We start from the raw sequence: 251 nt of genomic DNA, 5'->3' as shown, positions 1-251 counted from the left end.
CTGGCGTCCGACCTGTTGCGCCGGATGCAGGTGAACCGCACGCAAATGGCGCTCGTCATCGACGAATATGGCGGCACCGACGGGCTTGCCTCGCATGAAGACATCGTCGAAATGGTGGTCGGCGACATCGACGACGAACATGACGACGAGGAGGTGATGTTCAAGCGCGTCGCCGAGGACATGTTCATCGCCGACGCCCGCGTCGAGCTGGAAGAGATCGCCCAAGCGATCGGGCCGGATTTCGACATCAG

At 61.8% G+C, this 251-nt stretch carries 1 pseudogene; it reads left to right on the top strand.

The features are described from left to right. Window positions 1-251, top strand: a pseudogene (locus EOD29_RS33665) (magnesium/cobalt efflux protein); the annotation flags it as partial.

This window comes from Mesorhizobium sp. M1A.T.Ca.IN.004.03.1.1, assembly GCF_003997555.1.
Taxonomy (GTDB): Bacteria; Pseudomonadota; Alphaproteobacteria; order Rhizobiales; family Rhizobiaceae; genus Mesorhizobium.
This window is presented reverse-complemented; position numbering and strand designations above follow the sequence as displayed.